The 22,939-nt window shown below is 61.1% G+C and carries 24 protein-coding genes; 6 read left to right on the plus strand and 18 right to left on the minus strand.

The genetic code is table 11. The annotated features are described in order from the left end of the window. Positions 1 to 28 precede the first annotated feature (28 nt). Both ASE94_RS12340 and ASE94_RS12345 read right to left on the minus strand, forming a co-directional pair. Positions 29 to 1,000, minus strand: coding sequence for a DMT family transporter (locus tag ASE94_RS12340; RefSeq protein WP_156352129.1), 972 nt, complete (start codon positions 998 to 1,000; stop codon positions 29 to 31). Between the two features lie 222 nt (positions 1,001 to 1,222). Continuing rightward, positions 1,223 to 2,152, minus strand: a complete 930-nt coding sequence (locus ASE94_RS12345) for a tyrosine recombinase XerC (RefSeq protein ID WP_062630640.1) — start codon at positions 2,150 to 2,152, stop codon at positions 1,223 to 1,225. 129 nt (positions 2,153 to 2,281) lie between these two features. Between ASE94_RS12345 and ASE94_RS12350 the strand changes: the two genes are divergently transcribed. The 6 genes from ASE94_RS12350 (at position 2,282) to ASE94_RS12375 (ending at position 9,663) form a co-directional block, all read left to right on the plus strand. Continuing rightward, a complete protein-coding gene (locus ASE94_RS12350) occupies positions 2,282 to 4,450 on the plus strand; it encodes a primosomal protein N' (protein ID WP_062630641.1) in 2,169 nt (722 codons plus the stop codon). A gap of 209 nt (positions 4,451 to 4,659) precedes the next feature. Next, positions 4,660 to 5,247 carry a F0F1 ATP synthase subunit delta gene (locus ASE94_RS12355; protein ID WP_061908369.1) on the plus strand — a complete coding sequence of 196 codons (588 nt, stop codon included), beginning with the start codon at positions 4,660 to 4,662 and terminating at the stop codon, positions 5,245 to 5,247. Then, complete coding sequence (atpA, locus tag ASE94_RS12360; protein ID WP_061908368.1) at positions 5,247 to 6,782, plus strand: F0F1 ATP synthase subunit alpha; 1,536 nt, start codon at positions 5,247 to 5,249, stop codon at positions 6,780 to 6,782. The genes ASE94_RS12355 and atpA overlap by 1 nt, the downstream gene beginning before the upstream one ends. A 22-nt stretch (positions 6,783 to 6,804) precedes the next feature. Then, the gene (locus ASE94_RS12365) at positions 6,805 to 7,695 is read left to right on the plus strand and encodes a F0F1 ATP synthase subunit gamma (protein ID WP_062630642.1); all 891 of its coding nucleotides are present in this window, start codon (positions 6,805 to 6,807) and stop codon (positions 7,693 to 7,695) included. A 21-nt stretch (positions 7,696 to 7,716) separates the two neighbouring features. Beyond that, a complete protein-coding gene (atpD, locus tag ASE94_RS12370) occupies positions 7,717 to 9,156 on the plus strand; it encodes a F0F1 ATP synthase subunit beta (RefSeq protein WP_061908366.1) in 1,440 nt (479 codons plus the stop codon). 84 nt (positions 9,157 to 9,240) lie between these two features. After that, positions 9,241 to 9,663 carry a F0F1 ATP synthase subunit epsilon gene (locus ASE94_RS12375; protein WP_061908365.1) on the plus strand — a complete coding sequence of 141 codons (423 nt, stop codon included), beginning with the start codon at positions 9,241 to 9,243 and terminating at the stop codon, positions 9,661 to 9,663. Positions 9,664 to 9,713: 50 nt separating this feature from the next. On the opposite strand, the gene ASE94_RS12380 is transcribed toward ASE94_RS12375, so the two are convergent. The 16 genes from ASE94_RS12380 to ASE94_RS21155 form a co-directional block, all read right to left on the minus strand. After that, a complete protein-coding gene (locus tag ASE94_RS12380) occupies positions 9,714 to 10,400 on the minus strand; it encodes an aspartate/glutamate racemase family protein (protein ID WP_062630643.1) in 687 nt (228 codons plus the stop codon). Between the two features lie 3 nt (positions 10,401 to 10,403). After that, on the minus strand, positions 10,404 to 10,940 hold the full coding sequence (locus tag ASE94_RS12385; RefSeq protein ID WP_200913639.1) for an RNA pyrophosphohydrolase: 537 nt from the start codon (positions 10,938 to 10,940) through the stop codon (positions 10,404 to 10,406). A gap of 48 nt (positions 10,941 to 10,988) precedes the next feature. After that, positions 10,989 to 12,098 carry a divergent polysaccharide deacetylase family protein gene (locus ASE94_RS12390; RefSeq protein ID WP_210166236.1) on the minus strand — a complete coding sequence of 370 codons (1,110 nt, stop codon included), beginning with the start codon at positions 12,096 to 12,098 and terminating at the stop codon, positions 10,989 to 10,991. A 113-nt stretch (positions 12,099 to 12,211) separates the two neighbouring features. Further along, complete coding sequence (locus tag ASE94_RS12395) at positions 12,212 to 13,612, minus strand: S41 family peptidase (protein ID WP_062630646.1); 1,401 nt, start codon at positions 13,610 to 13,612, stop codon at positions 12,212 to 12,214. Positions 13,613 to 13,618: 6 nt separating this feature from the next. Then, positions 13,619 to 15,064, minus strand: a complete 1,446-nt coding sequence (locus tag ASE94_RS12400; protein WP_062630647.1) for a peptidoglycan DD-metalloendopeptidase family protein — start codon at positions 15,062 to 15,064, stop codon at positions 13,619 to 13,621. 160 nt (positions 15,065 to 15,224) lie between these two features. Then, positions 15,225 to 15,707, minus strand: coding sequence for a 23S rRNA (pseudouridine(1915)-N(3))-methyltransferase RlmH (gene rlmH / locus ASE94_RS12405; protein WP_062630648.1), 483 nt, complete (start codon positions 15,705 to 15,707; stop codon positions 15,225 to 15,227). A 27-nt stretch (positions 15,708 to 15,734) separates the two neighbouring features. Then, positions 15,735 to 16,079 (minus strand): ribosome silencing factor, encoded by a 345-nt coding sequence (gene rsfS, locus ASE94_RS12410; RefSeq protein ID WP_061908862.1) that lies wholly within the window; start codon positions 16,077 to 16,079, stop codon positions 15,735 to 15,737. A 232-nt stretch (positions 16,080 to 16,311) separates the two neighbouring features. After that, positions 16,312 to 16,926 carry a nicotinate-nucleotide adenylyltransferase gene (locus ASE94_RS12415; protein WP_244484032.1) on the minus strand — a complete coding sequence of 205 codons (615 nt, stop codon included), beginning with the start codon at positions 16,924 to 16,926 and terminating at the stop codon, positions 16,312 to 16,314. 4 nt (positions 16,927 to 16,930) lie between these two features. Next, the gene (locus tag ASE94_RS12420; protein ID WP_062630650.1) at positions 16,931 to 18,214 is read right to left on the minus strand and encodes a glutamate-5-semialdehyde dehydrogenase; all 1,284 of its coding nucleotides are present in this window, start codon (positions 18,212 to 18,214) and stop codon (positions 16,931 to 16,933) included. Further along, a complete protein-coding gene (gene proB / locus ASE94_RS12425; RefSeq protein ID WP_062630651.1) occupies positions 18,211 to 19,347 on the minus strand; it encodes a glutamate 5-kinase in 1,137 nt (378 codons plus the stop codon). The genes ASE94_RS12420 and proB overlap by 4 nt, the downstream gene beginning before the upstream one ends. A 305-nt stretch (positions 19,348 to 19,652) precedes the next feature. Then, positions 19,653 to 20,696 (minus strand): GTPase ObgE, encoded by a 1,044-nt coding sequence (obgE, locus tag ASE94_RS12430; RefSeq protein WP_062630652.1) that lies wholly within the window; start codon positions 20,694 to 20,696, stop codon positions 19,653 to 19,655. Beyond that, on the minus strand, positions 20,693 to 21,232 hold the full coding sequence (locus ASE94_RS12435; RefSeq protein ID WP_062630653.1) for a GNAT family N-acetyltransferase: 540 nt from the start codon (positions 21,230 to 21,232) through the stop codon (positions 20,693 to 20,695). Before ASE94_RS12435 ends, obgE begins: the two co-directional genes overlap by 4 nt. Next, on the minus strand, positions 21,229 to 21,753 hold the full coding sequence (locus ASE94_RS12440; protein WP_062630654.1) for a GNAT family N-acetyltransferase: 525 nt from the start codon (positions 21,751 to 21,753) through the stop codon (positions 21,229 to 21,231). Before ASE94_RS12440 ends, ASE94_RS12435 begins: the two co-directional genes overlap by 4 nt. Beyond that, on the minus strand, positions 21,744 to 22,271 hold the full coding sequence (locus ASE94_RS12445) for a GNAT family N-acetyltransferase (protein WP_062630655.1): 528 nt from the start codon (positions 22,269 to 22,271) through the stop codon (positions 21,744 to 21,746). Before ASE94_RS12445 ends, ASE94_RS12440 begins: the two co-directional genes overlap by 10 nt. After that, positions 22,268 to 22,798, minus strand: coding sequence for a GNAT family N-acetyltransferase (locus tag ASE94_RS12450; RefSeq protein WP_062630656.1), 531 nt, complete (start codon positions 22,796 to 22,798; stop codon positions 22,268 to 22,270). The genes ASE94_RS12445 and ASE94_RS12450 overlap by 4 nt, the downstream gene beginning before the upstream one ends. Continuing rightward, positions 22,795 to 22,938: a hypothetical protein gene (locus ASE94_RS21155; protein WP_162236089.1), complete on the minus strand. Its 144-nt coding sequence runs from the start codon at positions 22,936 to 22,938 to the stop codon at positions 22,795 to 22,797. Before ASE94_RS21155 ends, ASE94_RS12450 begins: the two co-directional genes overlap by 4 nt. Between the last annotated feature and the right edge of the window lies 1 nt (position 22,939).

The raw sequence follows: 22,939 nt of genomic DNA on the forward strand, positions 1-22,939 counted from the left end.
CTTTACGGCGGCCAGAAGTACAAATGCGCTAATTGCTTGATGCGCGGCTCTTTCTATCGGTCCGCGCGAAGAGCCATGAGCCCAAAAGCACCAGTGCCGTCCCGACCGCATGCACCCAGGTAAAGGGTTCCCCGAGCACAAAGACAGCGAGAACAATAGTCACGATTGGACCGAAGGATGCGGTGGACGATGTCGCCCGCGCCCCGATCCGCGCAATGCCGCCATTGAGGAGGAACGAGGGCAAGACGGTGCCGAAAATCCCGAGCGTCAGGCCCAGAGCCCAAAGAGTCGGGGTGATGCTGAAATAATTGCCAATTCCGTCGACCACGGCGCTCTGGGTGATGGCAAGCACAGCCGCCGTCGACATGCCGATGCAGGTAAAGAGCCCCGTGCCCAGCACCAGCATCTGCCGCTTGGCAAGGTGTTGGTAAAAGGCAAAGGTCAGCGCTGAACCCAAGACCAGCATGGTGCCGATAAAAAGCCCATCGGGCTGCACGGTAAGGTTCCAGGCAAAGATCACCAGGAGGCCGCCATAGCTCACGAGCATCGCCGGCACGAGCTTCCAGTTCATCCGGTCGCCAAAGAACCAGACGCCGAAAAGCAGCACGAAAAACGGATAGGTGAAAAGCACCAGCCGCTCATACTGCGCGGAGACGAAGGCAAGCCCGGCAAAATCGAGATAGCTCGAGAGATAATAGCCGAGCACGCCAACGCCCATAGCGCCCGCCGTCCGTCCTGGCCTCAGCAAACTCTTGAGCTGCGGATTGCGCCTGAGCAGCACCATAAGAATAACGAGATAGACGGGGAGGGCCGTCAACATCCGCAGCGCCAAGGTGGTCTCGACCGATGCGCCCTGCGCAAAGGCGAGCTTGATGAAGACGCCCTTGGTCGAAAATAGCGCTGCGCCGGCAAAGGCGAGGCCATAGCCGAACAGATCTATCCCCGGTTGGGGCGCGTCGCTGGAAGATGGGATGCTCGTCATCCGAAGGGGCTTTCTCAAGTGCCGCCCCTCGTATCCACCGGATCACCGCTCGGGGCGGGCCGGTTGAAACCAAATGCTGAACGTCAGCCTTCGGTCCTGGCCCAGATGGAGCCAAGAATAAGAAGGTTCGCGAAAAAGATCGGCTGATGTGACGTCATGTTTGTCCCATATGCCTGCCCTTGGCGGTTGTCAAAGATAACGTGATGTTACCCAAACCACAGCCGATAGCGGCCTGCCGCGCTAGCCGCGCGGGTGTGCCTTGGCATAGCTTTCCATCAAGCGCTCCGTGTCGACGGCGGTATAAATCTGTGTCGTCGAGAGGCTGGCATGGCCCAAAAGCTCCTGGATCGCCCGCAAATCCCCGCCTTTTCCAAGGAGGTGCGTCGCAAAGGAATGGCGCAGCGCATGTGGGGTCGCCGAAGGCGGCAGGCCGAGCGCCGAGCGCAGTTGCTGCATGCGCAACTGGATGATTCTGGGTGACAAAACCCCACCTTTCTTGCCACGGAACAGCGGGTCATCATCCCAGAGTTTATAAGGACTTAGCGTCAAATAGGTCTCGATTGACTGCCGCACCGGAGCGATCAAAGGCACCATGCGGATCTTGCCGCCCTTGCCCGTCACGCGCAGCACTTCGGCCTCGAGATCGCCCTTGGTCAGCGCCAGCGCCTCGGCGATACGTAGTCCCGCACCGTAGCAGAGCGAAATCACCGCCATGTCGCGCGCCGCGATCCAGGGCTCCTCTTCCATTTCGTCAACGCGGGTAATGGTTTGCTTGGCTTCAACCACTGTCAGCGCCTTGGGCAAGGACTTTGGAATTTTTGGGGTCCGGATGGCGTTGAACGCCTCCGTCGCCAGAATATTTTCCCGTTCGAGAAAGCCAAAAAAGTTCTTGAGCGACGACAGCACCCGCGCAAGAGACCGCGAGCCAAGGCTCTCCTCCCGGCGCTGCGCCATGAAGGAACGGATATCGGCAGCTCTTAATTCCTTGAGCGATTGCAAGGTGATAGTGCCGCCCATATGCCCAGACAAAAAACTCATGAACTGCCCGACATCGCGGCCATAGGCTTCTAGGGTCTTGGGGGCGAGCCGTTTGACGGAGCCGAGTTCGCGCATCCAGGCGGCGATCTGGGCTTGGATGAAGGCATCGGTGGCAAAGGCGCTATCGGTCATGACTTGAACTTATCCTCCGCGCGCAAACAGAGTGTAAAGTGTCGCCTCACGCGTCTCGTGATCCCGGTGCTCTAGCCGAATCGCTCGCCCTTCCTATCTAAGGGAAAAGAGAACGGAACGCGCACAACCATGTATGGGCCCGGTGACATCGTTGCAGTGATGGTGGGGGTGGCCGTAGAGGGCCCCTATTCCTATCGCGTGCCCGCCAATATGAGCGTAACGCGCGGTACGGTTGTCGGCGTGCCTCTCGGTCCCCGCCTGACGCTCGGCGTCGTTTGGGGCAAGCCGAATGACGAAATCGGCCATAACCGAATGAGAAATATAGATTTTTCATTCGACGTGCCGCCGCTGTCGGAAGAGCTTTTGCGGCTCGTCGAATGGGTCGCGCGCTATACGTTGGCCGCGCCCGGGCAGGTTTTGCGCGGCGTATTGCGCTCACCCGAAGCGCTCGATGCGCCCAAACCTGTCGTCGCCTATCGCCGCACTGGCATGGAGCCTGAAAAGTTGACGCCCGCGCGCCTTCGCGTGCTCGATACGCTCACCGACGACATGCCTTGGCCCAAGGCGGCATTGGTCGGCGCCAGTGGTGTGTCGACCTCCGTTCTCGATGGCCTCGAACGCGCCGGAGCGTTGGAAAAGCTGGAAATTCCGGCGCCGCCCGTGGTTTTTCCGCCCGATCCAGATGCCGCGCCTTCCGCCCTCAACCCCGAGCAACAGGCCGCTTTAGACCGGATCCTCGGCCTCGACCCCAAGCGCTTTGGCGTCGCACTTCTCGATGGCGTCACCGGCGGCGGCAAGACCGAAGTCTTCTTTGAAGCGGTGGCCGATACGCTCCGCGCCGGTCGCCAAGCCTTGATTTTGCTGCCGGAAATCGCCCTCACCAATACGTTTATCGACCGCTTCACCCGGCGCTTCGGCACCAAGCCCGCCGAATGGCATTCAGACATGACCCCCGTGCAACGCGCCAAGGTTTGGCGTGGCGTGCTCGATGGCACCGTCCGTGCCGTCGTCGGCGCCCGCTCGGCGCTCTTCCTGCCCTTCCGCGAATTAGGCCTCCTCGTCCTCGATGAAGAGCACGATGGCGCCTATAAACAATCCGAAGGCTTTACCTATCACGCCCGCGACATGGCGATCGTCCGCGCCCAGTTTTCCGAGGCGCGGGTGGTGCTCTCATCAGCGACGCCCTCAGTCGAATCGCGCAACAATGCCAATACTGGCCGCTATGCCCATGTGCGCCTCGAAAGCCGCTTTGCCGAAGCGGCGATGCCGGACATCACAGCGCTCGATATGCGGACAGACGGCCCGGAAAAGGGAAGTTGGATCGCGCCTTCCTTAGCCCGCGAAGTATTTGCGGCGCTTGATCGCGGCGAGCAGGCGCTGCTGTTTCTCAACCGCCGCGGCTATGCCCCTCTCACCCTCTGCAATGCCTGCGGCCACCAATATAAATGCCCCGATTGCTCCGCCTGGATGGTCGAACATCGGTTCCGCGGCGTCCTCATGTGCCACCATTGCGGCCACGAAACCCGCACGCCAAAACACTGCGGCGAATGCGGAGAAGTGGACAGCCTCGTTCCCGTTGGTCCCGGCATCGAGCGCGTCGCCGAAGAAGCCGCCATTCGCTTCCCCGACGCGCGCCGCGTGCTTCTTTCGACCGATATGGGCAGCCACGCCCAGCTTCGCGAGCGTTTCGCCGAAGTCGAGCGCGGCGAATATGATCTCATCATCGGCACCCAGCTCGTCTCGAAAGGGCACCATTTTGAGAAGCTCTCTGTCGTCGGCGTCCTCGATGCCGATCTCGGGCTAGCGCACGGCGACCCGCGCGCCGCCGAGCGCACCTTTCAGATCCTGACCCAGGTCGCTGGCCGGGCCGGCCGCGCCAGCCGCCACGGCAAGGCATTCTTGCAGACCTATCATCCTGATCACCCAGTGATGAAAGCCATGGTCTCGGGCGACCGCGAAGCCTTTTACGCCCAGGAGATCTTGGCCCGTAAAGCCGGGGGCATGCCGCCCTTCGGCCGTCTCGCCGCGCTTATTGTCTCTGCCAGCGTACACGATCATGCGATTAATTTTTCACGAACGCTGCTGTCCGCTGCGCCAATGGCCGACGGCGTAAAACTCTTGGGACCGGCCGATGCGCCCGTCTCGATGATCCGTGGCCGCTATCGGGTACGGCTTCTCGCCCAGTCTGCCCGGGACTTTGATCTTTCCGGCTATGTCCGCTTCTGGCTCTCGAGTGCCGAAAAACCCAAGGGCGACCTCAAGATTCAGATCGATATCGACCCGATGAGCTTCATGTAAACGAGCCTCAAATGGCTCGACTTCTATCGCTTGGGATAAGTGCGACATTTTCACCGCCGGTGAATCACGTAACCCAGCCTTGCACGGGCCGCTTGGCTTGTGTTAGAGCGAGCCCGACTTGTAGGGGAGTGGCTAGGATCAGTCCGGCCAAAGCCCCGTTCCCGGACACGTCCGAAGCGTAATAGGTCATCCCGGCTCGATACCCGAGGATGGCAACACAAGAGGGTGAAGCGACATTGGCAGCGCAGAATTCACTGCTTTCCCAGATTGCGCGGCCATATGCGTCGGCGCTGTTCGATCTCGCCCAGAGCGAGAATCAACTGGCATCGGTCGAAACCGGCCTTTCTGATATTTCCCGCCTGATTGGCGAAAGCGACGATTTTTCGCGCTACCTGCGGTCCCCGGTGATCTCGGGCGACGTCAAGGCGTCGGCCCTTGATGCGATCCTGGGCAAGGCCCAGGTCAATCCGCTCGTCGCCAATTTTCTGCGCCTTGTTGCCAAGAACGGCCGTCTGTTCGCGCTCGATGCCATCATCGTTGGCTTCCGCGAACTGGCCGCTGCAGCACGCGGCGAAACGACTGCCGAAGTGACCTCGGCAACGCCCCTGACGGCCGAACAGGCCAATGCGTTGAGCGAAACGCTCAAGGCCAAGCTGGGTAAGACCGTCACGCTCAACCAATTCGTCGATCCCTCGCTGATCGGTGGCCTTCAGGTGAAGGTCGGCAGCCAGATGATCGATTCATCAATCAAGACAAAGCTCGCTGCGATGAAAATCGCCATGAAAGAGGTCGGATAATGGACATCAAAGCCGCGGAAATTTCTGCGATCCTCAAGGACCAGATCAAGAATTTCGGCCAGGAAGCCCAGGTTTCGGAAGTCGGTCAGGTGCTGTCCGTCGGTGACGGCATTGCCCGCGTCTACGGCCTCGATAAGGTTCAGGCTGGTGAACTCGTCGAGTTCCCCGGCGGCATCAAGGGCATGGCCCTCAACCTTGAAAACGACAATGTCGGCGTCGTGATCTTCGGCAACGACCGTTCCATCAAGGAAGGCGATGTCGTCAAGCGCACCGGCTCGATCGTGGACACCCCGGTCGGTCCTGGCCTTCTCGGCCGCGTGGTCGATGGTCTCGGCAATCCGATCGACGGCAAGGGCCCGATCGAGCACACCGAACGCCGTCGCGTCGACGTCAAGGCTCCTGGCATTCTGCCGCGCAAGTCGGTTCACGAGCCGATGTCGACCGGCCTCAAGGCCATCGACGCGCTGATTCCGATTGGTCGTGGCCAGCGCGAGCTCGTCATCGGAGACCGGCAGACCGGCAAGACCGCAATTATTCTCGATACCTTCCTCAACCAGAAGCCGGCACACGATGCCAATGCTTCGGACACCGACAAGCTGTTCTGCATCTATGTCGCCGTTGGCCAGAAGCGTTCGACCGTTGCCCAGTTTGTGCGTCAGCTCGAAGAATCGGGCGCTCTGCCCTATTCGATCGTTATCGCCGCAACCGCTTCCGATCCGGCTCCGCTTCAGTACATCGCGCCCTTTACCGGCTGCGCCATCGGTGAGTGGTTCCGCGACAATGGCAAGCATGCCGTTATCGCCTATGACGATTTGACCAAGCAGGCCGTTGCCTACCGTCAGATGTCGCTGCTGCTGCGCCGTCCGCCGGGCCGCGAAGCCTATCCGGGCGACGTTTTCTATCTCCACAGCCGTCTGCTCGAACGCGCTGCCAAGATGAACGAAGATCACGGTCTTGGTTCGCTGACCGCTCTGCCGGTTATCGAAACCCAGGCAAACGACGTGTCGGCCTATATCCCGACCAACGTGATCTCGATCACCGACGGTCAGATCTTCCTTGAAACCAACCTGTTCTTCCAGGGCATCCGTCCTGCCGTGAACGTTGGTCTCTCCGTGTCGCGCGTTGGCGGCTCGGCTCAGATCAAGGCGATGAAGCAGGTTGCCGGGTCGCTCAAGGGCGAACTGTCGCAGTATCGTGAAATGGCTGCCTTCGCGCAGTTCGGTTCCGATCTCGACGCCTCGACCCAGCGCCTGCTGAACCGTGGTGCGCGTCTGACGGAACTGCTCAAGCAGCCACAGTTCTCGCCGCTCAAGACGGAAGAACAGGTTGCGGTGATCTTTGCCGGTGGCCAGGGCTATCTCGATACCGTTCCGGTCAACAAGGTCCAGGATTTCGAAAAGCACGTGCTCTCGAACCTGCGGTCCAAGCACGCTGATCTCTTGAAGACCATTGCTGCTGAAAAGCAGTTGAGCGACGACACCCGTGCCAAGCTGAAGTCGGCTCTTGACGATATCAAGAAGACCTACGCGGCCTGAGCTCTGAAGGAGACGACAGGCAATGCCGTCGCTAAAGGATCTTAAGAACCGGATCGACTCGGTCAAGTCGACGCAGAAGATCACCAAGGCCATGCAGATGGTCGCGGCGGCTAAGCTCCGTCGCGCCCAGGATGCTGCCGAAGCTGCACGTCCCTATGCCGAGCGCATGGGTGCGGTGTTGGCGAGCCTTGCTGCAGTCTATGATGGTCAGACGGATGCGCCTGTTCTCCTCGCCGGTAACGGCCGGGATCAGGTTCACCTGCTGGTCGTGGCAACGGGCGAGCGCGGTCTGGCAGGTGGGTTCAACTCCTCTATTGCCCGTCTTGCGCGCGATCATGCCAACAAGCTTCTGGCGCAGGGCAAGACCGTCAAGTTCCTGACGGTTGGCCGCAAGGGTCACGATATCCTCAAGCGCCAGTTTGCCGACAAGATCGTCGAGACCGTAAGCTATCGCGAAGTCAAGAATATCGGCTTTGCGCAGGCGAACGAGATCAGCCAAAAAGTGCAAGCCATGTTCGCCGCCGGCGAATTTGACGTGGCGACGCTCTTCTTTGCCAAGTTCAACTCGGTGATCAGCCAAGTGCCGACTGCCGTGCAGATCATCCCGGCAAAAATCGAGCGTGCCGAAGGCGAAGGCGCCTTGGTCAACAACTCGGCTGTGATCTACGAATACGAGCCCAACGAAGAAGCCATCGTCGAAGACCTGCTGCCGCGCAATGTGAGCGTGCAGGTGTTCCGCGCCATGCTTGAAAACAGTGCTTCGTTCTACGGTGCGCAGATGTCCGCAATGGACAATGCAACGCGGAACGCGGGCGAAATGATCGGCAAGCTGCAGCTGAGCTACAACCGCCAGCGTCAGGCCCAGATCACCAAAGAACTCATCGAAATCATTTCGGGCGCGGAAGCGCTCTAACCCATCAGCGAGGACGAACAAATGGCAGAACAGAAGGCCGGTCGCGTTTCGCAGGTCATTGGCGCCGTCGTTGACGTGGTGTTCGACGATCACCTGCCCGCCATCCTGAACGCGCTTGAAACCAACAACAATGGCCAACGCCTGGTTCTGGAAGTTGCCCAGCACCTCGGCGAAAACGCCGTGCGCACGATCGCCATGGACACGACCGAAGGTCTGGTTCGCGGCGCCGAAGTGATCGATCTCGGCAGCGCAATTTCCGTGCCTGTCGGCGAAGAAACGCTCGGCCGCATCATGAACGTCATCGGCGAGCCGATCGACGAAGCTGGCCCGATCACGAGCACTGAAAAGCGCGAAATCCACCAGGATGCTCCGGCATTCGCCGAGCAGAACCCGGAATCGCAGGTTCTCGTCACCGGGATCAAGGTCGTCGACCTCATCGCTCCCTATGCACGCGGCGGCAAGATCGGCCTCATGGGCGGCGCCGGCGTTGGCAAGACCGTTCTGATCCAGGAACTGATCAACAACGTCGCCAAGGCGCACGGTGGTTACTCTGTGTTTGCAGGCGTCGGTGAACGCACCCGCGAAGGCAACGATCTATACTACGAAATGATCGAATCGGGCGTGAACAAGGATCCGCATGAGAACGGTGGCTCGGCCGCCGGCTCCAAGTGCGCCCTCGTCTTCGGCCAGATGAATGAGCCCCCGGGCGCGCGTGCTCGCGTTGCTCTGACCGGTCTCACGATCGCTGAAAACTTCCGCGACCAGGGCCAGGACGTGCTGTTCTTCGTGGACAACATCTTCCGCTTCACCCAGGCCGGTGCTGAAATGTCGGCACTTCTCGGGCGCATTCCTTCCGCCGTGGGTTACCAGCCAACGCTGGCAACCGACATGGGCGCGATGCAGGAACGTATCACGACGACGAACAAGGGTTCGATCACCTCTGTGCAGGCCGTGTACGTTCCCGCCGACGACTTGACCGACCCTGCGCCGGCAACCTCGTTCGCCCACTTCGACGCCGTGACCGTTCTCAACCGCGCTATCTCGGAAAAGGGCATCTACCCGGCCGTTGATCCGCTGGCATCGAACTCGCGTATTCTCGACGCGAACGTTGTCGGCCAGGACCACTACCAGGTTGCCCGTGACGTGCAGGCGATCCTTCAGAAGTACAAGGCTCTGCAGGACATCATCGCCATCCTCGGCATGGACGAGCTTTCCGAAGAAGACAAGCTGACCGTGGCCCGCGCCCGCAAGATCGAGCGCTTCATGTCCCAGCCCTTCGACGTGGCCGAAGTCTTCACCGGTTCGCCCGGCGTCTTCGTCCAGCTCGCCGATACCATCAAGGGCTTCCAGGGCCTCGTTAAGGGTGACTACGACCACCTGCCCGAAGCTGCCTTCTACATGGTTGGCACCATCGAAGATGCCGTCAAGAAGGCCCAGAAGCTGGCTGCCCAGGCTGCCTAATCTTTGCCACTTGGGTCCGTCGTCCGCGACGGACCCAGCGCTAAGCCCGGTCTTTCGGGTTTTCTCCGCTAAGGGACCAAAAATATGGCTGAAGGCCTCAAGATCGAGATCGTTTCGCCCGAGCGTCTCCTCGTTTCGCAGACCGTCAATTCGGTCACCGTTCCGGGTACCGAAGGCTATTTCACGGTCATGGCTGACCATGCGCCCTTCATGACGACGCTGCGCGCCGGTTTCATCACCGTCAACAGCGATGGCAAGAGCGAGATTTTTTTCGTGCGCGGCGGCTTCGCCGACGTGTCACCTGCAGGTCTTACCATTCTGGCTGAAGAATCTGTGCCGTTCTCGGAATTTGACCGCGCAGACCTCCAGACCCAGATCGCGGCAGCGCAGGGCGAACTCACCCGGGCCGAAACGCCCGATGACAAGTCCTATGCCCAGCAGTTTGTCAGTGGCCTGTTGAACCTCGCGCTTGAAGCCGAGCAGCTCAACGACACGCATATCCACTAAGCATTGTCTGACTTGGAATGACGAAGGCCGCCTCACGGGCGGCCTTTTTGTTATTGCAGCGCCGCGGCCACCAGAGCCTTAGCGTGAAGGTCCGTCGTGTCAAAGACGGGCAGGGGGCTGACCGCATCATCGATCAGCATGCCGATTTCGGTGCAGCCCAGAATGACCGCTTCTGCCCCACGTGCGGCAAGCCTTGAAATCGCATCGACATAGATACGGCGTGACTCTTCGCGCACAATGCCGCGGCAGAGCTCGTCATAGATGATGCCGTTGAGATTAGTCCGATCCACTTCGGGAATGAGCGATTCAAGACCGCGGGCGCTCAGGCGATCGCGGTAAAAGCTCATCTCCATGGTGAAGCGCGTGCCAAGGAGACCAACCTTAGTGTAGCCGTCCGCAAGGAGAGCATCGGCTGTGGGATCAGCGATATGAACGAACGTGGCTTCGATCCCATCGAGCAGACGGTCAGCCACCACGTGCATGGTGTTGGTCGCCAGGCCCAGGATTTCTGAGCCTGCACCAACGAGGCGCTTGGCCGACAGGTTGAGCGCATCGCCTGCGCCGTCCCATTTGCCCGCAGACTGCATCTCGGCAATGGGCGCAAAATCGACGGAGTCGATCAGGACCGGCGCTGAATGGAGGCCGCCCCGGAGGCGCGCCGTTTCCTGGTTCAAGACGCGATAATAGTGGGCGGTCGATTCCCAGCTCATGCCGCCGATAAGGCCGATGGTTTTCATGGTTCAGACGTGGGTAAAGCGTTGCGGAATATCTGAAAAGGCTTCAACGACCTTCTCATAGGCGTCCCGTTTGAACGGCACGATGAGCGATGGTGTCTTGCTTAGCCGCTCCCAGCGCCAGGCGTTGAACTCAGGCTTGAACTTACCACCACCGGGCGCCTCGACATCGATTTCGCTGTCCTCGCCGGTAAAAGCAAAGGCGAACCAGCGCTGTCTCTGGCCGCGATACTTCCCTTTGAAACCTATCCCGAGCAGATCATCGGGCAGATCATAGTAGATCCACTCCGGCGCTTCGGCGATTAGGCTGACGGACGTGATGTTTGTCTCTTCCTGGAGCTCGCGCAAAGCGGCGCGCAGCGGATCCTCGCCCTGATCGATGCCGCCCTGGGGCATCTGCCAAGCAAAGCCTTTGGCAGCCGACTGATCGGGATCGCCTTCGGATTTGCGATGCCCCACAAAGACATTGCCCATTGCGTTGAACACGGCGACGCCGACGCAGTCGCGATAGGGCATGGCTTCACGGTCAGGCAATTGGGACATGGTTTCGCAGTCTGTTTTGGGCACCGTGCCGGACAGGCGAGCGGCGCTTTATTGCATCAGCGCGCTGGCAGGCACCAGCGCAATACCCTTGCCGTCAAGGCTCGCAGACCATTCGGAGATGGCCTGAATGGAAATGGGCAAGGCACTCACAATACCGATCGCACTTCCATTTTCCAACGCTTCCGTCTCAAGGCTGGCGAGCGCTGACAGGATAGATGTGCGGGCAGGGTTGGCATCGATCAAGAGGTTGGCCCGGGCAAAGGGCACTTTATTGGCATGGGCCAATTGCTCCGACACGGACCGATTGGAAGAGCCATCGTCGATATAGCCGATGCCGCGCGCGCCGAGCTCTTCCATGATGGGGCCGAAATCGCCGGCCGAAGCGGTGAAGCGCGCGCCCATATTGTTGATGACGCCGAAATAGCCACCAAAGCGGGCCATGAGCCAGAAAAGCTTGTCGAGATTTTCGCGGGGCGCCTCGCCGGTTAGGAGCGTATGGGGGCCCGGGTCGTTTTGGGGAAAATCGAAGGGCTCGAGAGGGACTTCGAGCATGACTTCATGGCCACCATTGCGCGCGGCGGCCACGGTATTGGCCAAGCCCTTGCCGTATGGCGCAAAGGCCAACGTCACGAAATCGGGCAATTGGCCAATCGCGTCGAGCGAGCCCTGCTCGTTGATGCCAAGCCCCGTCACAATCAGTGCGACGCGGGGACCATTGCCGACGCTGGCGGCATCGAAGGGGTGCCGATAAGCGGCATAGGGAGTTTCGCCCGTGCCGGACATGCGCGGGATCGGGCCGTTGGCCGTTTCCTCGGAAAGATCAGGCACAATTCCGGATGCATCAGGCGTTGCGCCGGTAGAGGCCGGCGATCCGGCAGCCAGAGGCGTTGCACCCTCGGAGCCGTTGGCCGCGTATTGCTGGGGATCGGCCGTGATAGTGACAGGGCCTGTAGCCGCCGTCTCGGCGACAGGATTTGCCGCCTTGTTATCGACAATGCCGACTTCCTGGCTCGGACGCCCGCCCATAGGGTCGTCAACAAGGATAAGGCGCGCTGCAACACCAATGCCGATCAGCGCGATCAGCCCAAATAGAGCGCGGCCGATGGGCAGCCGCGGACGTGCCTTGGCCTCCTGCGCGCGTTGCTTGCGGCCTTTCAAGGGGGTGCTCAGATCATTGGCCATCGGCAGCCGGCCCTATAGGTCAGTGTCACAACGAAAAAGCGCGACGGCGAATCACGCCGTCGCGCTTTCACTTTAGCATGGAGCGACCACTACTCCGCCTTCGGCGGATAGGCAGCGTTGGTCTCTCCGCCATTGATCAGCTTGATCGCGTATTGAAGCTGAGCATCGTCGGCCGCTTCAGGCGGCACGTAGACGGACGAGCCGACCGTGCTTTCTTCCTGGCCTTCGATCTTGATGTGGCCGGCAAGCCCGGCTTCACCAACGATCTCATCGCGGCCCTGGAGTTCCTCGGGCACGACCTGATGGATCTCGATATCGGGTGTGATCCCGAGCGCCTGGATCGAGCGGTTGTCAGGCGTGTAGTACCGAGCAGTCGTCAGCCGCATCGCGCCATCGGGGCCGAGCGAGATGATCGATTGGACTGAGCCCTTGCCGAACGAACGGGTGCCAACAAGCGTCGCGCGCTTATGGTCCTGAAGAGCGCCGGCGACAATTTCCGAAGCCGAAGCCGAGCCGCCATTGATCAGGACGACCAGAGGCACATCGGCGAGCTGCCCATCGAGCGGATCGGGCTGAGCGTCGTAACGGGCGCTTTCGGCTTCCGTCCGGCCGCGCGTCAGAACAACGGCACCCTGCTTGAGGAAGGCGTCGGCGACATAGACGGCCTGATCAACGAGACCGCCGGGATTGTTGCGCAGATCGAGAATGATGCCCTTTGGCGCCTTGCCGTCGCGTTCGGCATAGATGTCCTTGATGGCGTTTTCGATGCCGATATAGGCCTGGGCCGAAAAGCGCGAGAGACGCAGCACGGCAACATCGCCATCCATGCTCCAGCGCACGGCGCGCATGGCGATCGTAGCACGGGTCAGGGTGAACTTTAGCGGATCGGTCACGCCTTCGCGCACCACGGTCACGGTGATATCCGTGCCGATCGGCCCGCGCATCTTGGCAACTGCCTCATCGAGCGACAGGCCCTGGATCGAGGTGCCGTCGAGCTCGACAATGAAGTCATTGGCGAGAATACCAGCCTTTGCGGCAGGTGTGTCATCGATCGGAGAGATGACCTTGATGGCCCCTTCTTCCATCGTCACTTCGATGCCGAGGCCGCCGAATTCGCCCGATGTGTCTTCGCGCATCTCATCGTAATCAGCCGGCGGCAAATAGCCGGAGTGCGGATCGAGCGAGGTGAGCATGCCCTGGATGGCGGCGCGGATCAGTTCCTGCTCATCCGGGGGATCGACATATTCGGCGCGGATACGGTCGAAAATCTCGCCGAAGAGATTGAGGTCGGAATAGACTTCCAGCGGGTCGCGCGGTTCCTTCTTGAGATCCTCAGGCGCCGGCGCAGGCTGTTCGCCACTGGGATTGGGTTGCTCCACCGGCGTTTCCGGCGCGGCGGGCGCAGGGGTCTGATCCTGTGCAAGCAGCCCGGCGGTCGGCACAAGCAATGCCGCGCCAAGCAGGGCAGCGCGAAGGGTGGTCAAGCGCATGGAATATTATCCCGTCTGTTCACTCTGGGCCCACCAAGTTTCCGGGTCGATGGGTTGGTTGTTCTGTCGCAGCTCAATATAGAGGGTCGGCTGGGCGTTGCCAGCATTGGTGGTCACGGTCCGTCCAATTGTGCGTGATCCCATCTGGCCCAAAGGTTCGCCCATCAGCACAAATTGGCCGATATCGACCGAGATGCTGTCGAGCCCGGCTAGCAATGCCGTATAGCCCTGGCCGGTATTGAGAATGATGATCTGGCCATAATTGAGGTAAGGGCCCTTATAGAGCACCCAGCCATCGGCCGGAGAGACTACCTGCGCTTCGGCTCGGGTGACGACGGATTGTCCTTGGGCAATGCCCCCGAACCCGTCGCCGGCGCCGAATTGCACCACGGTGACGCCATTTGCCGGCTGGGTCAGGTAGCCGCGCGCCATGGGAAAAGGCACAGCGGGTTCGGTGCGCGCTGCATTGGCAAAAGCGACCTGAATAGCTTCAGGCGAAAGCTGCGGCATATCGGGCGAGGTGGTGGTCGTCGGGGTTGTCGCCTGATTGGCGCGGGCCGAGAGTGCGTCGATCAGTTCTCGTAGGGTGCTGGCGCGCTCGGCGAGTTCGAGTGCTGCGGCTTCTTCGGTATCGAGCTGGGCGCCGACCTGTTGGATGCCTTGTTTGCGCGCAGCGATGAGTGTCGCAATGCGCAATTGCTCTTCTTCAAGCACGGCATAATTGGCCTTGAGCGTTTGCTCTTCGGCCAGCGCCTGTTCCTTGATGGTCATCAACTGTTTGAGGTCGGCTGAGACGGTCTCAGCTCTTTCGCGCAATTGCGGTACGATGGCGGCGATCAGCATGGCGCCGCGGGCAGACCCCAGGGCGTCGCTCGGATCAACCACGAGAGCAGGCGGCGGATTGAGCGAGATGCGCTCGAGCGCGGCAAGCACATTGGCGATCTCGGCATCAGCGCCATCGAGCCGGCCACGCACTTCGAGCTCTTCGACGATCAGATTGGAGAGCCGATCTTCGACATCGGTCACTTCGATTTCGGCGAGTTTTACCCTTTGGCCCGCCGCAATCAGGGCGGCATTCTGCTTAGTGCGATCGCCTTCCATTTCGGCGATTTCGGCCTTGAGCTCGTCGATGCGCTCACGGCTGAGCTGCAGGGTCGCTTCGACTTCGGCAAGATCGGCGGCGCTGGATGTAGCCGTGTCCGGTTCTGCAGGTGCGGCTGGATCGGCTGCCGACGGAGTGGCGGCGGGCGCTTCGGAAGTGGGAGCCGGCGTCGTTTCCGGTACGGCGTCCGTGGTCGCAGGCACCGGCGTTGTGGCTGTAGGAGGCGTTGCTGGCTGGGTCGTCGACGGCGCGGGAACAGCCGTTTGCGCGAGAAGCGGAATGGCTAGACCCGCGGTCAGCAAGATGCCGCCGACCACTGCCTTGACCAAAATCTCCGGCCTTACCGGCATGTCTTCTCCGTCGCTGAGGCCGCTGGCCCCGAATCACTGACGCGCAGATTAGCAAGCGGGAAGAAAACCATAGGTTAACTTCGCTTAACCATGTTTGGTCCGGCTGTCTTGGGCCGAGCTAGCCTGAGGTTGAGCTTAAACTAAGGCAGTCACAGCGATTTCAGTCGCCACGGTGATAAGGATGGCCAGAGAGAATTGTCGTCGCGCGGTAAAGCTGCTCGGCCAACATGATGCGCACCAGTTGATGCGGCCAGACCATGGGCGAAAAGCTCAGTGACATTTCCGCTGATCGGACGAAGTCGGGATCGATGCCATCGGCACCGCCGATAACGAAGGATACGGCGGGGCGTCCTTCATCGCGCCAACGCGCGAGGAGATTGGCAAAAGCTTCGGAGCCTATGGATTTTCCGCGTTCGTCCAGCGTGACGAGAATACCATCGGGCAGCGCGGCGCGGAGGCCCTTTGCCTCTTCGCTTTTGCGGGACGCGGCAGACCCAGCGCGAGACTCGTTGAGCTCTGAAACATCAAATTCCGTCAGTGCCAGCGGTTTCCCGCTCGCCACTGCTCGATCGAGATATCGGGATACGAGTTCGCGTTCGGGGCCGGACTTCATCCGGCCCACGGCGGCTATGGCGATACGCATGAATTGCCCTCGAAGACGCCGAGCGGCTTAGTGCGCGTCAGCCGCGAAATCAGCCTGCCACATCTTCTCGATGTTGTAGAATTCGCGCACTTCGGGGCGGAAGATGTGGACAATGACGTCGCCCGTATCGACCAGGACCCAATCGCAATGCGGCAGACCCTCGACCCGTGGCTTGCCGAAACCATTTTCGCGCAGGGCGCGGATGATCTGGTCGGCGACGGCGCCAACGTGGCGCTGCGAGCGGCCGGAGGTCACGATCATGTGGTCAGCGAGCGAGGACTTGCCGGTGATATCCACCGCCACGGTCTCTTCTGCCTTGGCATCATCGAGAATATTGAGAATGAGTTCGACGGGGGACTTTTCCGAAGACATGGTCGGAACAGCAGGGGTCGAAACGGTATCGGTGGGCAGCGCGGCCATCAGAAACGGCCTTCCGCCCATGCGCGAGCATGGGTCATGCGTTGGTTCAGCATCCTTGGTTGTTGATCGGAATATTGCGGCGTCCTGGCAAACGGCAAGCCGTTAGTTCCTGTTCCGAAGACACGATCATTGCGTTGAATATGCCCTTTCGCAGGGTTTTTCGCAAGGTCACGGTTGATTCTTGTTATTTATGCTTGCCGGCCGCGCGGATGGCGCTCGAAGACAGTGATGATTGCCGCCCGTGCAAGTAGACCCAGGCGGGGGCCGGGAGGCCCGCAAGAATAGGTGCGTCTTCCTGATCGATCTGGGACCGGGATAGGGCCAGGGCAACGCGCGAGGCCAGGGCGCGGCGCGAGGAGCCGGGGCGGGCATAGACGGCGATGGGGATTGTTGCCGCGATGTCCTGCCAGCGTTCCCAGTGATGAAAGCTGGCGAGACTATCGGCGCCCATGATCCAGACGAAGTGCCGGTCGGGCAGGGATTGGGCCAGAAACCGGACGGTTTGCCAGGTGTAGCGGAAGTTTTTCTGGGCTTCGAAGCCGGTGACGCGAATGCGCGGATTGGCAATAGCGGCGCGGGCGGCTTCTACGCGCTGGGTAAGGGGCGCTAGATCGTCGTGATTTTTCAGCGGGTTACCGGGCGTGACAAGCACCCATAAAGTGTCGAGTTCGAGGCGGCGGAGGGTTTCTTCCATGACCAGCACATGGCCGGCATGGATGGGATTGAAGCTGCCGCCGAAGAGGCCGATGCGCATGCCGGCCGCGGAGGGCGGGACGCGCGTAAAGGACTGATTACTCAAGGGTTTATGGTCTGACTTGGCCGGTGCCGCGGACGCGATATTTGAAGGATGTGAGCTGTTCGACGCCGACGGGGCCGCGGGCGTGCATCTTGCCGGTGGCGATGCCGATTTCGCCGCCGAAACCGAATTCCCCGCCATCGGCGAACTGGGTCGAGGCGTTGTGCATGAGGATGGCACTATCGATCTCGTTGAAGAATTTCTCAACGGTGACAGGGTCTTCAGCGATGATCGCTTCGGTGTGATGGCTGGAATAATGTTCGATATGGGCGATGGCGTCTTCGATGCTGTCGACGACCTTCACTGAAATGACGGCGTCTTCGTATTCGGTGCGCCAATCTTCCTCGGTGGCCAAAACCGTTACCATTCCGGTAGCGTTGAGCGTCGCATCACCGCGAATTTGGCACCCTTTGGTTGCAAGGGCGTCAAGGACGGGCTTGAGGTGGGTCGAGACCACGTCCTTGTGGACGAGGAGGGTCTCGGCGGCGCCGCAAATGCCGGTGCGGCGCATCTTGGAATTGAGCGTAATCGAGACGGCCTTTTCGAGATCGGCTGATCGATCGATATAGACGTGGACGAGCCCTTCGAGATGGGCAAAGACCGGGACACGCGCTTCGGACTGGACGCGGGCAACGAGCGACTTGCCGCCGCGCGGCACGATGACGTCGATATTGCCCGAGAGGCCCGTCAGCATTTCGCCGACGGCGGCGCGATCGGTGGTGGGGACGAGCTGGATGCCGTCTTCGGGAAGGCCGGCTTGCTTGAGGCCGAGGCGAAGGCAGTCGACGAGGGCGCGGGAAGAATTGGCGCTGTCACTGCCGCCACGGAGGATGACGGCATTGCCCGACTTGAGGCACAGCGCGCCGGCATCGGCCGTAACATTGGGGCGGCTTTCGTAGATGACGCCGATAACGCCGAGCGGGGTGCGGACACGCTCGATGTGAAGGCCATTGGGCCGGTCCCATTCGGCAATGATCGAGCCAACGGGATCGGGCAGTTCGGCAATGGTGCGCAGCGCGTCGACGATACCATTGAGGCGCGCTTCGGTGAGAAGCAGGCGATCCTGGAAGGCTTGGGTCATGCCTTTGGCACGGGCATTTTCCATGTCGAGCGCATTGGCGGCGAGGATTTCGGCCTGGTGGTCATTGACCGCCTGGGCGGCACCGATCAGGGCTGCATGCTTGCGCTCGGCACTGGCGGTCGCAAGCTTTGAGGCGGCAGCACGCGCCTTGCGCCCGAGATCGAGCATCAGGGCGGGGAGGTCGCTCGAAAGGATTTCGGCTGAGATCATTGGTTCATCTCCTCGACGGCGGCCGTGAGTACCATGTCGTCGCGATGGATCATTGTTGCGCGATTGCCGCTGCCGAGCAGTTCGACCATCGCATCGCTGCGCTTGCCCATGACGAGCCGCGCATCCTCGCTATCGAGCCCAGCAAGGCCGCGGGCGATTTCGCGGCCATCGGGATCGAGAATGGCAAGGGCATCGCCACGATCAAATGTGCCGTTAATCTTGGTGACACCGATCGGCAGCAGCGAGCGGCCATTTTTGAGGGCACCCGCAGCGCCCGCATCGACCTGCAAACTACCGGCGACGGTCAGCGTGCCCATGATCCAGCGCTTTCGCGCCTGCGCGCGCGAGCGGGCTGGGTGGAAGAGCGTATGGCGGCCGCCTTCCGTCAGGATTTTTAGCGGATGGGTTTCGGTGCCCTTGGCGATGATCATGGCGGTGCCGGCGAGGGTCGCGATCTTGCCGGCTTCGACCTTGGTGGTCATGCCGCCGCGCGAGAGATGGCTTGCAGCACCCCCTGCCATGGCTTCGATAGCGGGCGTGATGGCTTCGACAACGGGAATATGCTGCGCGTTCGGGTCTTTGGCCGGCGGGGCGGTGTAGAGACCGTCGATGTCGGAGAGGAGCACGAGGCAATCGGCTTCGATCATGGTCGCGACGCGGGCCGAGAGGCGATCATTGTCGCCATAGCGGATTTCGGCGGTGGCGACGCTGTCGTTCTCGTTGAAAATCGGGATGGCGCCGAGGCCGAGAAGGGTCGTTACCGTGGTGCGCGCATTGAGATAATAGCGGCGCTCTTCGGTGATGTTTGGGGTGATGAGGATCTGGCCGGTGACGATGGAATGGCGCTCGAGGGCCTCGGCCCAGGCCTGGGACAGCGCGATTTGCCCGGCGCTGGCAGCGGCCTGGGATTGTTCGAGCGTGAGGGAGAGGGCGGAGAGGCCAAGGAGCCCGCGGCCAAGGGCGATGGCGCCCGAGGAGACGACGACGATATCGCGGCCCTCGGATTTGAGAGCGGCGATGTCTTCGGCGAGGTCGTCGAGCCAGGCTTTGCGCAGCTTGCCCGATTTATCGACAAGGAGAGCGGAGCCGATCTTGATGGTAATGCGGCGATAGGGGGCGAGGGCGTTGGTCATGTCAGGGTCCGCTCATCCCAACCGATTTCCCAAATGCGAATTCGGTGAGCTTCGCGCCACCTTCTCCCCGAGAGGGAGAAGAATGGTGCGGCGCATACTGTCTATTCCTCTCCCACTTGGGGAGAGGGTGGATCGCCCGCAGGGCGAGACGGGTGAGGGGGCTTGTTGCAGACACCGAGCAAGAGGAAGACCCCTCACCGACCCGGCCAAGGGCCGGGCCACCTCTCCCCAAGTGGGAGAGGAATAAGAGAGGAGGGGCTGGCCGCTCGTGCGGATATCCAGTCCAAATGCTGCGGCTTTGCCCATCAGGGGTTCCACTTTTCTTCCGTCTTGGGCGCGAGGGCCTCGACTTCTTCGGCGCGGCTTTCGTCGATGATGGAAAGGACGGCGAACAGTACTTTTTCGACGCCTTCGCCGGTGGCGCCGGAGATGGTGTGAACTTCGGCCTTGCTGGCTTTTTTGAGCGCCTTGACCTTGTCCTTGAGCTCTTCGGGCGTCAGGGCGTCGATCTTGTTGAGGACGACGATTTCGGGCTTGTCGGCCAGGACGTCAGCATAGGCGGCGAGTTCATAGCGCACGGCTTTATAGACGTGGGCGACGTCGTCATTGGTGCCGTCGATCAGATGGATGAGCACGCCGCAGCGCTCGATATGGCCGAGGAAGCGGTCGCCGATGCCGATGCCTTCGCTGGCGCCTTCGATGAGGCCGGGAATGTCGGCGAGGACGAATTCACGCTCGCCGACGCGAACCACGCCGAGATTGGGGTGAAGGGTCGTAAAGGGGTAATCGGCAATCTTGGGCTTGGCGGCCGAGACCGATGCAAGGAAGGTCGACTTGCCGGCATTGGGCTGGCCGACGAGACCGGCATCGGCGATCAGTTTGAGGCGCAGCCAGATGCCCTTTTCGGTGCCCAACTGGCCGGGATTGGCGTGGCGGGGCGCCTGATTGGACGAGGTCTTGAAGTAAGCGTTGCCGAAGCCGCCATTGCCGCCTTTAAGCAGCACGACGCGCTGGCCGATCTCGGTGAAATCGGCGATTAGGGTTTCCTGGTCTTCCTCGAAAATCTGGGTGCCCTTGGGCACGCGCAAGACGATGTCTTCGCCATTGGCGCCAGCGCGGTTCTTGCCCATGCCATGGGTACCGGTCGGGGCACGGAAGTGCTGGGCGTAGCGGAAGTCGATCAGCGTATTGAGGCCTTCCGAGCAGACGGCGACGACATCGCCGCCGCGGCCGCCATTGCCGCCATCGGGGCCGCCGAATTCGATGAACTTCTCGCGGTGAAAGCTGACGGAGCCGCCGCCGCCATCACCGGACTTGATATAGATCTTGGCCTGATCGAGAAATTTCATGTGCGTCGTGCCTTCCAGACGCCAAGCGTCAATTGTGTGTCGATATGCTCCACCTCGGCCTCGCGCGCAAGGCAGAGGAGGGCGCTTCGTCCTGTTTCGGTAAAGCCGAGCTTGTGCTGGATGGCCAGCGAAGCCTGGTTGAAATGAAAAACGCCGGAATAAACGATCGGTGCGCGGCTCGTGGCGAAGAACCAATCGAGCGCCGAGATCACCGCTTCGGTCATGATGCCACGACCCCAAAAGGGCTTGCCGAGCCAATAGCCGATCACCGGGCCAAGCGCACCGGAATGAAAGCCGATATGGCCGGCATAGCCCTGACCCTTCACGTCGATGCTAAAATTGGCATCGGCGACGTCGACGTCAACATGGCGCGTGCGGAGCCAGGCCTGGGCATCGGAGAGATAATAGGGATGCGGCACGCGCGCGAGATTGCCCGCGACGTCGAAATCATTGAGGTAATGGGCGATCGGCTCTGCATCCTGAGCGCGCGGCGCGCGGAGGATCAGCCGGTCGGTCTCGATGATGGGCAACATCATCCGCGCCACTCCAGCACAAGGAGCGGTTTGCCGCGATGACGCTCGACGACGCTTTCGGTATGTTCGATGACGGTAAAGCCCGATTTTTCGAGGACGCGTTGCGAAGCGGGGTTGGAGACCAACACCCGGGCGCGAATGGCTTCGATGCCCGTTTGCCGCGCGGCGGCAAGAAGACCGCCAACCGCTTCGGGCGCAAATCCCTGGCCCCAATGGGATTCGGCGACCCAATAGCCCAGCTCGGGCGGATTGCCATCGCTAAACTTGAGGCCGACAATGCCGATCAGCCGATCATCATCTGCGCGAGCAATGGCATAGGGCCGTTGCTCGGGGTTTTTGGCAAAACGTTCGATGAAGCCGATGCCGTGCTCGGGCAGATAGGGGAAAGGCAGGCTGGCGGTGGGCTCGACCACCTTCCAGTTATTCACGCCCTCGACAAGGGCATCGAGATCGGTCAGGACGGGCTGGCGCAGGCGCAAGCGTTTCGTGGCGATTTCTCCGGGCAGGGCATCTCTCAGGCGCATAAGTCGATCCTTTTGGCCGCCCAGGTTTGCCGGCTCAATGCGGTCGTTACATGTTCGACATTGTGCTGCAGCGCCTGGGAAAACCGCATCTCCTTGCCGGTGACGACAAAGCCGAGCTTGGTCTTGAGGCGCAGGGACGCGACATTGTTGCGGTGGGCGCTCGAGGCGATCGCCTCGTTCTTCGTCTCGGCAAAGTGCCAATCGATGAGCGCGGTCGCGGCCTCGCACCCATAGCCGCGATGCCAATGGGGGCGCGAAATCCAGAAGCCCAATTCATCAACGAGCGTGACACAGCCGATGAGGCCCTTGGTTTTGTGTTCGATGATGAAGAATGATTTTTCGGGCGTGGGTGCTGGCGCTGTCCGGAGAAAATCCTGGGCCATGGTGAGCGTATAGGGCCAGGGCACCGGGGTCAGCCAGCGGGCAACGGCAAATTCGCTGACGCCCAAGGCATAGCAGGGCGCATCTTCGGGCCGCGGCGCGCGGAGGATCAAGCGATCAGTGAGGAGTTCGGTCATTCCCGATCGAGCTCCAGCCGCATGAACATGATGGACTGGCCCATGAGCGTGCCCTGCTGGTCGGTGCCTTCGCCGATCTCGATAAAGCCAAGCTTCTTGAGGACGTTTCGCGAGGGTGCATTGCTCATGAGGGCGCGGGATTTGAGGCTCGTGGCTCCGGCCTCCTTGGCCGCCGCGATCACCGCGCGGGCGGCTTCGGTGGCATAGCCCTTGTTCCAATAGGCTTCGCCCAGCCAATAGCCGAGCTCCGGGGCGGTGTCCGGTTCCATACGCAGGCCGACGACGCCGATGAACTCGCCATCAAGGGTGATGGCGAAGCACTTTTCCTGCGGGTCGGGGACGACCTCGTTGATGAAGAAAAGCGCGTCGTCTTCGCTATACGGGAAGGGCAGGCGCGACATGACGCGATGGACCCGCTCATTATTGGCGAGTGCGGCAATGCGCGGGACATGGGTGAGGTCGGGCGTGACGAGAACCAGACGCTCGGTCGATAGCCGTTCAGGCAAACGGTGCTTGAGCGCGATCATCTGGATATGTCCCTGAGGCACGATAGACCGACGAGGCTGACCGACCATTTGGTCGAGATCACGGCATTTTGGGTGGGGGCCATTGCTGCAGCGGCGGCTGGGCGGGCGGTGGCGGCGAGGCGGCGGGCAGCAATGGTCATG

Origin of the sequence: Devosia sp. Leaf64, assembly GCF_001421945.1 — a bacterium.
In the GTDB taxonomy this organism is placed as follows: domain Bacteria; phylum Pseudomonadota; class Alphaproteobacteria; order Rhizobiales; family Devosiaceae; genus Devosia.

What these genes read in the sequence shown, in the direction of transcription:
- ASE94_RS12420 (WP_062630650.1), bottom strand. Translation starts at nt 18,214, where the DNA reads ATGATCTCAGCCGAAATCCTTTCGAGCGACCTCCCCGCCCTGATGCTC.
- ASE94_RS21155 (WP_162236089.1), bottom strand. Translation starts at nt 22,938, where the DNA reads ATGACCATTGCTGCCCGCCGCCTCGCCGCCACCGCCCGCCCAGCCGCC.
- ASE94_RS12365 (WP_062630642.1), top strand. Translation starts at nt 6,805, where the DNA reads ATGCCGTCGCTAAAGGATCTTAAGAACCGGATCGACTCGGTCAAGTCG.
- atpA (WP_061908368.1), top strand. Translation starts at nt 5,247, where the DNA reads ATGGACATCAAAGCCGCGGAAATTTCTGCGATCCTCAAGGACCAGATC.
- ASE94_RS12400 (WP_062630647.1), bottom strand. Translation starts at nt 15,064, where the DNA reads ATGCCGGTAAGGCCGGAGATTTTGGTCAAGGCAGTGGTCGGCGGCATC.
- ASE94_RS12350 (WP_062630641.1), top strand. Translation starts at nt 2,282, where the DNA reads ATGTATGGGCCCGGTGACATCGTTGCAGTGATGGTGGGGGTGGCCGTA.
- rlmH (WP_062630648.1), bottom strand. Translation starts at nt 15,707, where the DNA reads ATGCGTATCGCCATAGCCGCCGTGGGCCGGATGAAGTCCGGCCCCGAA.
- ASE94_RS12380 (WP_062630643.1), bottom strand. Translation starts at nt 10,400, where the DNA reads ATGAAAACCATCGGCCTTATCGGCGGCATGAGCTGGGAATCGACCGCC.
- ASE94_RS12375 (WP_061908365.1), top strand. Translation starts at nt 9,241, where the DNA reads ATGGCTGAAGGCCTCAAGATCGAGATCGTTTCGCCCGAGCGTCTCCTC.
- ASE94_RS12355 (WP_061908369.1), top strand. Translation starts at nt 4,660, where the DNA reads ATGGCAACACAAGAGGGTGAAGCGACATTGGCAGCGCAGAATTCACTG.
- ASE94_RS12385 (WP_200913639.1), bottom strand. Translation starts at nt 10,940, where the DNA reads ATGTCCCAATTGCCTGACCGTGAAGCCATGCCCTATCGCGACTGCGTC.
- ASE94_RS12395 (WP_062630646.1), bottom strand. Translation starts at nt 13,612, where the DNA reads ATGCGCTTGACCACCCTTCGCGCTGCCCTGCTTGGCGCGGCATTGCTT.
- rsfS (WP_061908862.1), bottom strand. Translation starts at nt 16,079, where the DNA reads ATGTCTTCGGAAAAGTCCCCCGTCGAACTCATTCTCAATATTCTCGAT.
- ASE94_RS12450 (WP_062630656.1), bottom strand. Translation starts at nt 22,798, where the DNA reads ATGATCGCGCTCAAGCACCGTTTGCCTGAACGGCTATCGACCGAGCGT.
- atpD (WP_061908366.1), top strand. Translation starts at nt 7,717, where the DNA reads ATGGCAGAACAGAAGGCCGGTCGCGTTTCGCAGGTCATTGGCGCCGTC.
- proB (WP_062630651.1), bottom strand. Translation starts at nt 19,347, where the DNA reads ATGACCAACGCCCTCGCCCCCTATCGCCGCATTACCATCAAGATCGGC.
- ASE94_RS12345 (WP_062630640.1), bottom strand. Translation starts at nt 2,152, where the DNA reads ATGACCGATAGCGCCTTTGCCACCGATGCCTTCATCCAAGCCCAGATC.
- ASE94_RS12440 (WP_062630654.1), bottom strand. Translation starts at nt 21,753, where the DNA reads ATGCGCCTGAGAGATGCCCTGCCCGGAGAAATCGCCACGAAACGCTTG.
- ASE94_RS12445 (WP_062630655.1), bottom strand. Translation starts at nt 22,271, where the DNA reads ATGACCGAACTCCTCACTGATCGCTTGATCCTCCGCGCGCCGCGGCCC.
- ASE94_RS12435 (WP_062630653.1), bottom strand. Translation starts at nt 21,232, where the DNA reads ATGATGTTGCCCATCATCGAGACCGACCGGCTGATCCTCCGCGCGCCG.
- obgE (WP_062630652.1), bottom strand. Translation starts at nt 20,696, where the DNA reads ATGAAATTTCTCGATCAGGCCAAGATCTATATCAAGTCCGGTGATGGC.